We start from the raw sequence: 8,987 nt of genomic DNA, 5'->3' as shown, positions 1-8,987 counted from the left end.
GCCGGGGGAGGAGGTCATGGCGCTTTCGGGAGTGAGACGGGGCGGATGGTCGGGCACGGGGCCGGGGGGCCGGAGACGAGACGCGTCGGGTCCGGGTCCGGAGACGCGTCCGGGGCGTGTCCGAGGGCGCGAGCGGCTGTGCGCGACGCCCGCGCCGTCGTGTCCCCCGGCGCACGCCTCACGCTAGGCAGCCGATACGGTGTCCGGAAGACATCGATTCGGCATGAACCTATGCTGCACAGACATGAAGGTGTCGTTGTCGCAGATGGCGGTCGTCGACGCGGTGGCCCGGCACGGCTCGTTCAGCCGCGCGGCACGCGAGCTGCACATCGGGCAGCCGGTGGTGTCCCGGACGGTGGCCCTGGTGGAGCGGCTGCTGGAGGCGACGCTGTTCACCCGTACGACCCGGGCGGTCGAACTCACCGACGCCGGCCGGGCCTATCTCGCCGTCGCACGGAGCGTCCTGGCCGCCGCCGAGCGTGGACAGCGGCAGTGGGACGGCTACCTGGCCGGGGAGAACGGTGAGGTCGTCGTGGCCGCGCTGCCGTCGGTGGCGGCGACCGTGCTGCCCACCGCCGTGCGCAGGTTCACCGACGGTCACCCCGGCCGCTCGGTGACGGTGCTCGACGTGCCCTCGGCGGAGGCCGTGACCATGGTGGAGAGCGGCACGGCCGACCTCGCGGTGTGCGACGCCGACCGGGCCGCACGGCTCGACGGCCCGTACGACACGGCGGAGCTGGCCACCGACACCCTCGTCGCCGTGCTGCCCCCGGACGGCCGCCTCGCGGATCGGCCCGAGGTGACCTGGGCCGAGCTGAGCCGTGAACCGTTCGTCGCGCTCCAGCCGGGCAGCAGCGTCCGCTCCCTCACCGACTCCGGTTTCGCCACGGCCGGTACGGCGCCGCGCGCGCTGGTGACGGCGCGGGGCGTGGCGACCGTCGCCGGCCTCGTCGCCGCCCGTATCGGCGTCAGCGCGGTCCCGCGGACCGTACTGCCGCTGCTCGGCTTCCAGGACGTCACGGTCCGCCCGCTGACCGAGCCCACCGTCATCCGCAGGATCTGCCTGCTCGGCCGGACACCGGCGACACCGGCCGCGCGGATCTTCCGCGAGGAGGTGGCCACGGCCTTCGCGGAACGATCATTCCGGCCGTAGCTCTAAGCAACCGCTCACCTCGGGCGGTATGGTGGGATCTCCTGTCACCGAGAGGGGTCGAGAAGGCATGAGTACGGCGGAGGAGACGGCCGGCGGCGAGCAGCAGCCGTGGGCCGAGGTCACCCCGGACGCGGCCCGGCGCCTGCTGATCGCCGCCGTGGAGGCCTTCGCCGAGCGCGGCTACCACGCCACCACCACGCGGGACATCGCGGGCCGCGCCGGCATGAGCCCCGCCGCGCTCTACATCCACTACAAGACCAAGGAAGAGCTGCTCCACCGGATCAGCCGTATCGGCCATGAGAAGGCCCTCGACATCCTGCGGACCGCCGCGCGGCGCGAGGGCACCGCGAGCGAACGGCTCGCCGACGCCGTCAGCTCCTTCGTCCGCTGGCACGCCGGAGGCCGGACCACGGCCCGAGTGGTCCAGTACGAGCTGGACTCCCTCGGGCCCGACGCCCGCGCCGAGATCCTCGCGCTGCGCCGGCAGTGCGACGCGGAGGTGCGCGGGATCATCGAGGACGGCGTGGCTTCCGGCGAGTTCGACGTGCTCGACGTCAAGGGCACGACCCTCGCGGTGCTGTCGCTCTGCATCGACGTGGCCCGCTGGTTCAACGTCGACGGGCCCTGGACGCCGGACGAGGTCGGCTCGCTCTACGCCGACCTCGTGCTGCGGATGGTGGGAGTGAAGTGACGGCCGCGGCCGTCACTTGTCGAGCGTCGGAGGCCGAGCGTCAGAGGTAGTAGCGCGCCACCGACTCCGCCACGCACACCGGCTTCTGTCCGCCCTCGCGCTCCACGGTGAACGCGAGGGTCAGCTGGACACCGCCCGGTACGTCCTCCACGCCCGTGATCGTCGCCGTCGACCGCAGGCGGGAGCCGACCGGGACGGGGGCGGGGAAACGGACCTTGTTCACGCCGTAGTTCACGCCCATCTTCACGCCCTCGACCGTGATCAGTTGCGGGCCGAACAGCGGCAGCAGGGACAGGGTGAGGTAGCCGTGCGCGATCGTCGTGCCGAACGGGCCCGCGGCTGCCTTCTCCGGGTCCACGTGGATCCACTGGTGGTCGCCGGTCGCCTCGGCGAACAGATCGATCCGCTTCTGGTCGATCTCCAGCCAGTCGGTGTGGCCCAACTGCTCGCCCACCGCGGCCTTCAGCTCGTCGACGGACGTGAAGATCCTCGGCTCTGCCATGGTCGGTCCCGGCCTCTCGCGTGATGGCACCGCCGCGGTGCCCAAGCTGTCATAGCTGTCGTGGCTGTCGCAGCCGTAGTAGCTGTCTAAGCAACTGCTTAGCATGGTCGGGCGGGGAGTGCCTGTCAATGACGCGGAGGTCCGGGGGCCGGGTGGGCAGTCTTCAAGTCGAGAGCTTGGGCGAGGGCGGTCGCTGGGAGTACCCCCTCTGGGGGAGGCGCTCCGTCAGCCGGGCGTACCCCCTCTGGGGCAGGCACTCCGTCAACGCCGGTGGGCACGGGCCCCCGGCCCCGCACCCGTGCCGGGGGCCCATGTCCTTGGGGGGCGCTGGAGCGTGCCGCACCTGTGCCGGGCTCCGTGTTGTGTCGGAGCGTCGGCCCACCCACCGGGGTGAGGGACCCGGCGTCACTCGTATTCCGTGCCGCCCTTGCGGGTGAGGTAGGCCGGGCTCACCGCCTTGGCTATGGCGCGGGTGCCGGTGAGCGGGCTGTGGCGCTCCGTCGCGGGGCGGATCACCACGCCCTCCCGCAGGTGCAGCTCCCTGCCGGAGACCGTCTCCCGGCCGGAGGCGACCGCGAGGACGCGGTCCGCGTCGTACGGCCCCTCCCACAGGCGGGGGACCAGGGGAAGCTCCCCGGACAGCAGCGACGCCGCGTCCAGCCACCTCACCTCCCCGTCGATCTCCGCCGACACGTCGAACACCGCGTACCCCAGCCCGTCGTCCCGCCGGGCGTCCGCCCCGTACGACAGGTCCTGGACCCCGGAGCCGTACACCTCGCCGAAGACACCGACCCGGCGCGCACCCAGCCGGCGGGCGAGGCGTGCCGCCGCCTCGGGGACGCCGTAGCGCCGCACCGCGCGCCAGTACAGGTTCCGCGGATCCTCCTTCAGCGCCAGCGACTTGGCGCCGAAGCCCTTCGAGGAGACGTACACCCGGTCCTCGCCGGCGACATACGTCAGCAGGCACGCCGAGCCGTGCACCTTCTCCGTCAGGACCACAGCCTCGCCCGGTGCGAAGATGTCCGGAAACCGCTGGATGTTCTCGATGTCGACCCAGGGCAGCAGATCCGCCGCGGGCTCCACATCGCCGCTCATCGTCGGCGGGACCGGCGGCACCCACTTGGTGATGCCGAGCCGCTCCGCGAAGTCCGTGCCGTCGAGGGCCGCCTGCCGCAGGTCCACATCGGCCAGGGCCTTCGGCCGGCACACGATGCCCTGCGACAGCTGCCCGCGCAGCCGTACCGCCTTGACCCGGTTGGCGCGGGCGCCCGCGAGACGTCCGGTCAGCCCCAGCTCCTCGATCAGCTCGTCCGGCAGCACCGCCTGCTCGGGGATGTACACGGCCGCGTCGCCGGTGCGGTAGGCACCCTTGGCGACGACGGCGCGGTACAGGCCCACCTGGGCCAGTTCGAGGGCGTCGGCATCGGGATGGTCGTGGATCGTGAGGATCTCGGCGGTGACGCGCAGCGTCGACATCGACAACTCCGTGGACAGTAGGGACGTTTGCCGGTCGTGGCCTCAACTGTCCGGAGGAGAAAAGGGTGGAGCGAGCGGATTTCGCGCTGCTACCGTCCCCGCGGCGCGTCGTACGGCAGGCGGGGGTGCGGCATCCTCGGCGCACCCCCGGTGTCGTCAGGCCGAGACCAGCACGCTCGTCCGCCGGGAGCGGGCCAGTGCCTCGGGGGAGAGCACCGGCTCGGGGACGAGGATGCCGCAGTCCGCGCAGACCGGACCCGACGACGGCTCATGGTCCAGGTCGTACCGCCAGACCAGACGGGAGCCGTGGCAGACCGGGCAGACCGAGCCCGGCGGGCGCTCCAGCGCCGTGATCAGCCGGCGCAGCACCTCCGCCAGCGGCTCGCCGGGGTGCAGCCGCGGATCGTCGCACCAGGCGACACCGAAGCCGCCCCAGGTCAGCCGGTGCCAGTCGTCCACGCTGCCCGGCCGGCGCAGACCGTCGTGCTTCTCCTTCTTGCGGCGCTTCGCGAACTCCGCCTCGTACGCCAGCCACACCGACCGTGCTTCCTCCAGCTCGCCCAGTGCGGCCACGAGCCGCGCCGGGTCGGGAGAGCGGTCCTCGGGGCCGAAACCCCAGCGCGTGCACAAGTGGTCCCAGGTCGCCCTGTGGCCGTACGGGGCGAACCGTTCCAGACACTTGCGCAGGGAGTAGCGCCGCAGTGCCAGATCGCACCGTGGGTCCCGCACCTGTCTCGCCAGACTCCGGAAACCGGCCATCGCCTTGCACCTCCGTCACACCTGCACCTGTACTTCGGTCACTTCGGCGTCGTCGCACGGGTACCGCCCGGGGGCGGCGCGGCATCCGCCGACGTCGCCGAGTAGACGTACGACCGCGCGATCCGGCTCCATCGGTTTTCCGATGGCGGCCCATAAGGCCGCCGCCGTTGACCCGTGCCCTCTCCGGGCCGTGCCGGCACCGGAAGTGACGCATGTTCATCTTCAAACGCGGGGATACCGCCGGTAACATCCGGCCAACCCCACGTCGGTAGGAGCCGCCCATGTCACGGCGCACCTCACGCAGCACCCTTGACAGACTGAGAACTCCCCGCGGATTCCCCGGGTTCCTGAAGACGGCCGGCGTATGCGTGCTCATTGCCGGGCTTTTGACTCCGCTTTCCACGACGGCCGCGTCCGCGGCCGGGACGGCCGCCGCCACCGACCTGTGCGGCGGCCAGTGCTCGGACATCCTCCCGCCCGGCGAGAACGGCAACGCCACCCTCGCCGAGATCGTCCTCAACCAGGCCTTCGGCATCCAGCCCGCGCACGCAGAGGACCAGCTCGGGCCGTACGCGAACCTTGCCGGCGGCTACTCCGCACTGACCACCGACAAGATCAACACGTTCTTCAACGACGCTTCCTTCGGCGTCCCGTCGGGCCAGGTCGCGTCCACGGAGAAGCCCGCCGGCCGCACGGACGTCACCATCGTCCGCGACAAGAAGACCGGCGTGCCGCACATCACCGGCACCACCCGCTACGGCACCGAGTTCGGCGCCGGGTACGCCGCCGCCCAGGACCGGCTCTGGCTCATGGACGTCTTCCGGCACGTCGGCCGCGGACAGCTGACCTCCTTCGCCGGCGGCGCCCCCGCCAACCAGGGCCTGGAGCAGCAGTTCTGGCGCAACGCCCCCTACACCGAGGCCGACCTCCAGGCACAGATCGACCGGGCCGTCGCCACCAACGGCGACCGCGGCCGGCAGGCCCTCGCCGACGCCCAGGCCTATCTGGACGGCATCAACGCCTACATCGACGCCTCCGACAGCGGACGCTACTTCCCCGGCGAGTACGTCCTCACCGGCCACAAGGACGCCATCACCAACGCCGGCACCATCGACCACTTCAAGATCACCGACCTCGTCGCGCTGGCTTCGGTGATCGGCGCCCTGTTCGGCTCCGGCGGCGGCGGAGAGGTGAACAACGCCGTGTCCCTGCTGGCCGCGCAGGAGAAGTACGGCGTCGAGGAGGGCACGAAGGTCTGGGAGTCCTTCCGCGAACGCAACGACCCCGAGGCCGTCCTCACCGTCCACGACGGCGAGAGCTTCCCGTACGCCACCCGCCCCGCCGACCCGCAGGGCCTCGCCCTCCCCGAGGCCGGGTCGGTCAGCGAGGAGCCGCTGCTGTACGACCGTACGGGCAGCGCGACCGCCGCAGCCGCCGGCAAAGCCGCCACCGCCGCCGCACAGGCCGCCGTCGGATCCGCCCGGCGCGGCATGTCCAACGCCCTCGTCGTCAGCGGCAGGCACACCGCGAGTGGGCACCCCGTGGCCGTGTTCGGGCCGCAGACCGGCTACTTCGCCCCGCAGCTGCTGATGCTCCAGGAGATCCAGGGCCCCGGCCTCAGCGCCCGCGGCGCCTCCTTCGCCGGACTCAGCTTCTACGTCGAACTCGGCCGAGGCCAGGACTACGCGTGGAGCGCCACCACCTCCGGCCAGGACATCATCGACACGTACGCCGTCGAACTGTGCCAGGACGACCACCACTACCTGTACCGCGGCACCTGCACGGCGATGCAGAAGGTCGAGCAGAAGAACTCCTGGAAGCCGACCGTCGCCGACGGCACCGCCGCGGGGTCGTACACCATGCGCGTGTGGCGGACCAACTACGGGCCCGTCACCCACCGCGCGACCGTCGGCGGCAAGAGGGTCGCCTACACCACCCTGCGCTCGTCGTATCTGCACGAGGCCGACTCGATCATCGGCTTCCAGATGCTGAACGACCCCGACTACGTCAAGGGACCGCAGGACTTCCAGCGGGCTGTGCAGCACATCAACTACACCTTCAACTGGTTCTACGCCGACGCGCAGCACACCGCGTACTACAACAGCGGCGACAACCCGGTGCGCGCCACCGGCGTCGACGCCGAGTTCCCCGTGTGGGCGCGGCCCGCGTACGAGTGGCGGGGCTGGGACCCGGCCGCCAACACCGCCGACCGTACCCCGCCCGCCCAGCACCCCAACTCCGTCGACCAGGACTACTACGTCTCATGGAACAACAAGGTCGCCGCGGACTACTCCGCCGCGCCCTGGGGCAACGGCTCGGTGCACCGCGGCAACCTGCTCGACGACCGGGTGAAGCGGCTCGTCGCCGCGGGCGGCGTCACCCGCGTCGCCCTGGTCAAGGCGATGGCCGAGGCCGGCCTCGCCGATCTGCGCGCCGAGGACGTGGTGCCCGACCTGCTGAGGGTCGTCACCAGCTCCCCGGTCACCGACACCACGGCCGCCGCAGCGGTCAGCAAGCTCCAGGCCTGGGCCGCCGCGGGCGGCCTGCGCACGGAGACCTCGGCCGGCTCGAAGAAGTACGCGCACGCCGACGCGATCCGCATCCTGGACGCCTGGTGGCCGCTGCTGGTGAAAGCCGTCTTCGAACCCGGCCTCGGCAGCGAGCTGTACGCGGCGTTCACCGCCAACCTGCCCGTCGACGAGGCCCCGTCGGCCGGCCACGGCCCGACCGGGTCGCATGCCGGAAGCTCCTTCCAGTACGGCTGGTGGAGCTATGTCGACAAGGACATCCGTGCCGTGCTCGGTGAGCAGGTGCGGGGACCGCTGGCCCGGACGTACTGCGGCGGCGGCAGCCTCGCCGCCTGCCGGGACGTCCTCGTCAGCACCTTGAAGGAGGCCGCCGGCAGGTCCGCCGCCCAGGTCTACCCGGGCGACGAGCACTGCTCCGCCGGTGACCAGTGGTGCGCCGACTCGATCGTCCAGCGCACCCTCGGCGGCATCAAGCACCACAACATCAGCTGGCAGAACAGGCCGACGTATCAGCAGGTCGTGGAGTTCACCTCGCACCGCTGAGCCCTGCCGGCCGAACGGCCCGGCCGCCCCGCGGCGGCCGGGCCACCCTGCTCCGCGTCGAACAGCCGCGCCGGGCTCCGCGACCGTCATGCCGTGCGGCGCTGCCCCCAACGCCGGCCGAATACCTCTTCCTTCGCACATACCGACCGGTTAGTCTGTCCGGCGGAGGCCGGGAGCCGCACCGAGACCCGTCGAAGGAGACCGATCGTGGAAGCCGTACAGGGTGCTGGAGTCGTCGTCACCGGGGCGGGAGGTGGGATCGGGGCCGCGCTGGCCCGCCGGTTCGCCGCCGAGGGCGCCCGGGTCGTGGTCAACGACCTGGACGCCGGCAAGGCCAAGGCCGTCGCCGAGGAGATCGGCGGCACCGCCGTGCCCGGCGACGCCTCCACGATCGTCGACGACGCCCGCGACGCCCTCGGCGGCACGATCGACGTGTACTGCGCCAACGCCGGCGTCGGCACCGGCGGCACGGAGGCCGCCGAGGAGAGCGTGTGGGAGCTGGCCTGGGACGTCAACGTCATGGCCCACGTCCGCGCCGCACGCGCCCTGATCCCCGGCTGGCTGGAGCGCGGCAGCGGCCGGTTCGTGTCCACCGTCTCCGCCGCCGGACTGCTCACCATGATCGGCGCCGCCCCCTACAGCGTCACCAAGCACGCCGCCCACGCCTTCGCCGAGTGGCTGTCCCTGACGTACCGGCACCGCGGCATCAAGGTGCACGCCATCTGCCCGCAGGGCGTCCGCACCGACATGCTGGAGGCCACCGGCACCGCCGGCGACCTGGTGCTCAGGCCCACCGCGATCGAACCGGACGACGTCGCCGAGGCCCTGTTCCGCGGCATCGAGGAGGACCGCTTCCTCATCCTGCCGCACCCCGAGGTCGCCGGCTTCTACCAGGCCCGCGCCACCGACCCCGACCGCTGGCTGAACGGCATGAACCACGTCCAGCGCACGTGGGAGGCCGGCCGGTGACCGCCCTCCGGTACGCCGACCGCCCCTGGACCGCGCTGCTCACCGACGCCCAGCGCGCCCCCGTCGCCCCCGACGCCTCCCTGGTGCACGCCCTGCGCCGGGCCGTCGCCGACGCCCCGGAGCGGACCTTCCTCGCCTACTTCGACGGACGCCTGACAGTGAGGATGTACGTGAGCGTTCCCCGGCGGGGTCTGACCCAACGCCTGACTGACTCAGGGTCCTCAACGGGATCTGTCGAGCCTGTCCGGGGGACGTTCGCCTGCATCCGTCGGGCCGGGGGACGTGACTTCATAAGAGCCTGGCCAGAGGCCCCATCACTGTCTTGTCCGCCCTCCCGGCCGACGGGTGCCAACCCACCCGGTCGAA

General features: G+C 72.0%; 7 protein-coding genes and 1 pseudogene. 5 read left to right on the top strand and 3 right to left on the bottom strand.

The annotated features are described in order from the left end of the window. The first annotated feature begins 244 nt into the window (after positions 1-244). On the top strand, positions 245-1,153 hold the full coding sequence (locus MTQ10_RS23730; RefSeq protein ID WP_247472162.1) for a LysR family transcriptional regulator: 909 nt from the start codon (positions 245-247) through the stop codon (positions 1,151-1,153). A 67-nt stretch (positions 1,154-1,220) separates the two neighbouring features. Continuing rightward, a complete protein-coding gene (locus tag MTQ10_RS23725; protein ID WP_247472160.1) occupies positions 1,221-1,844 on the top strand; it encodes a TetR/AcrR family transcriptional regulator in 624 nt (207 codons plus the stop codon). Between the two features lie 40 nt (positions 1,845-1,884). On the opposite strand, the gene MTQ10_RS23720 is transcribed toward MTQ10_RS23725, so the two are convergent. The 3 genes from MTQ10_RS23720 to MTQ10_RS23710 all read right to left on the bottom strand — a co-directional run bounded on the left by MTQ10_RS23720 (position 1,885) and on the right by MTQ10_RS23710 (position 4,581). After that, positions 1,885-2,346: a MaoC family dehydratase gene (locus MTQ10_RS23720; protein WP_247472158.1), complete on the bottom strand. Its 462-nt coding sequence runs from the start codon at positions 2,344-2,346 to the stop codon at positions 1,885-1,887. Positions 2,347-2,751: 405 nt separating this feature from the next. After that, a complete protein-coding gene (locus tag MTQ10_RS23715; protein WP_247472157.1) occupies positions 2,752-3,822 on the bottom strand; it encodes an RNA ligase (ATP) in 1,071 nt (356 codons plus the stop codon). 156 nt (positions 3,823-3,978) lie between these two features. Continuing rightward, entirely contained in the window at positions 3,979-4,581 is a 603-nt protein-coding gene (locus tag MTQ10_RS23710) for a hypothetical protein (RefSeq protein ID WP_247472155.1), read from the bottom strand. Between the two features lie 281 nt (positions 4,582-4,862). Between MTQ10_RS23710 and MTQ10_RS23705 the strand changes: the two genes are divergently transcribed. The 3 genes and pseudogenes from MTQ10_RS23705 to MTQ10_RS31535 all read left to right on the top strand — a co-directional run. Then, positions 4,863-7,652, top strand: coding sequence for a penicillin acylase family protein (locus MTQ10_RS23705; RefSeq protein WP_247472149.1), 2,790 nt, complete (start codon positions 4,863-4,865; stop codon positions 7,650-7,652). 204 nt (positions 7,653-7,856) lie between these two features. Beyond that, positions 7,857-8,621 carry an SDR family oxidoreductase gene (locus MTQ10_RS23700; RefSeq protein WP_247472165.1) on the top strand — a complete coding sequence of 255 codons (765 nt, stop codon included), beginning with the start codon at positions 7,857-7,859 and terminating at the stop codon, positions 8,619-8,621. Beyond that, positions 8,618-8,785: pseudogene (locus MTQ10_RS31535) on the top strand (long-chain fatty acid--CoA ligase); the annotation flags it as partial. The gene MTQ10_RS23700 and the pseudogene MTQ10_RS31535, both read left to right, overlap by 4 nt. Positions 8,786-8,987: the final 202 nt, after the last annotated feature.

The organism is Streptomyces sp. XM83C (genome assembly GCF_023072675.1).
Lineage (GTDB): Bacteria > Actinomycetota > Actinomycetes > Streptomycetales > Streptomycetaceae > Streptomyces > Streptomyces thermocoprophilus.
This window is presented reverse-complemented; position numbering and strand designations above follow the sequence as displayed.

What these genes read in the sequence shown, in the direction of transcription:
- MTQ10_RS23730 (WP_247472162.1), top strand. Translation starts at nt 245, where the DNA reads ATGAAGGTGTCGTTGTCGCAGATGGCGGTCGTCGACGCGGTGGCCCGG.
- MTQ10_RS23725 (WP_247472160.1), top strand. Translation starts at nt 1,221, where the DNA reads ATGAGTACGGCGGAGGAGACGGCCGGCGGCGAGCAGCAGCCGTGGGCC.
- MTQ10_RS23720 (WP_247472158.1), bottom strand. Translation starts at nt 2,346, where the DNA reads ATGGCAGAGCCGAGGATCTTCACGTCCGTCGACGAGCTGAAGGCCGCG.
- MTQ10_RS23715 (WP_247472157.1), bottom strand. Translation starts at nt 3,822, where the DNA reads ATGTCGACGCTGCGCGTCACCGCCGAGATCCTCACGATCCACGACCAT.
- MTQ10_RS23710 (WP_247472155.1), bottom strand. Translation starts at nt 4,581, where the DNA reads ATGGCCGGTTTCCGGAGTCTGGCGAGACAGGTGCGGGACCCACGGTGC.
- MTQ10_RS23705 (WP_247472149.1), top strand. Translation starts at nt 4,863, where the DNA reads ATGTCACGGCGCACCTCACGCAGCACCCTTGACAGACTGAGAACTCCC.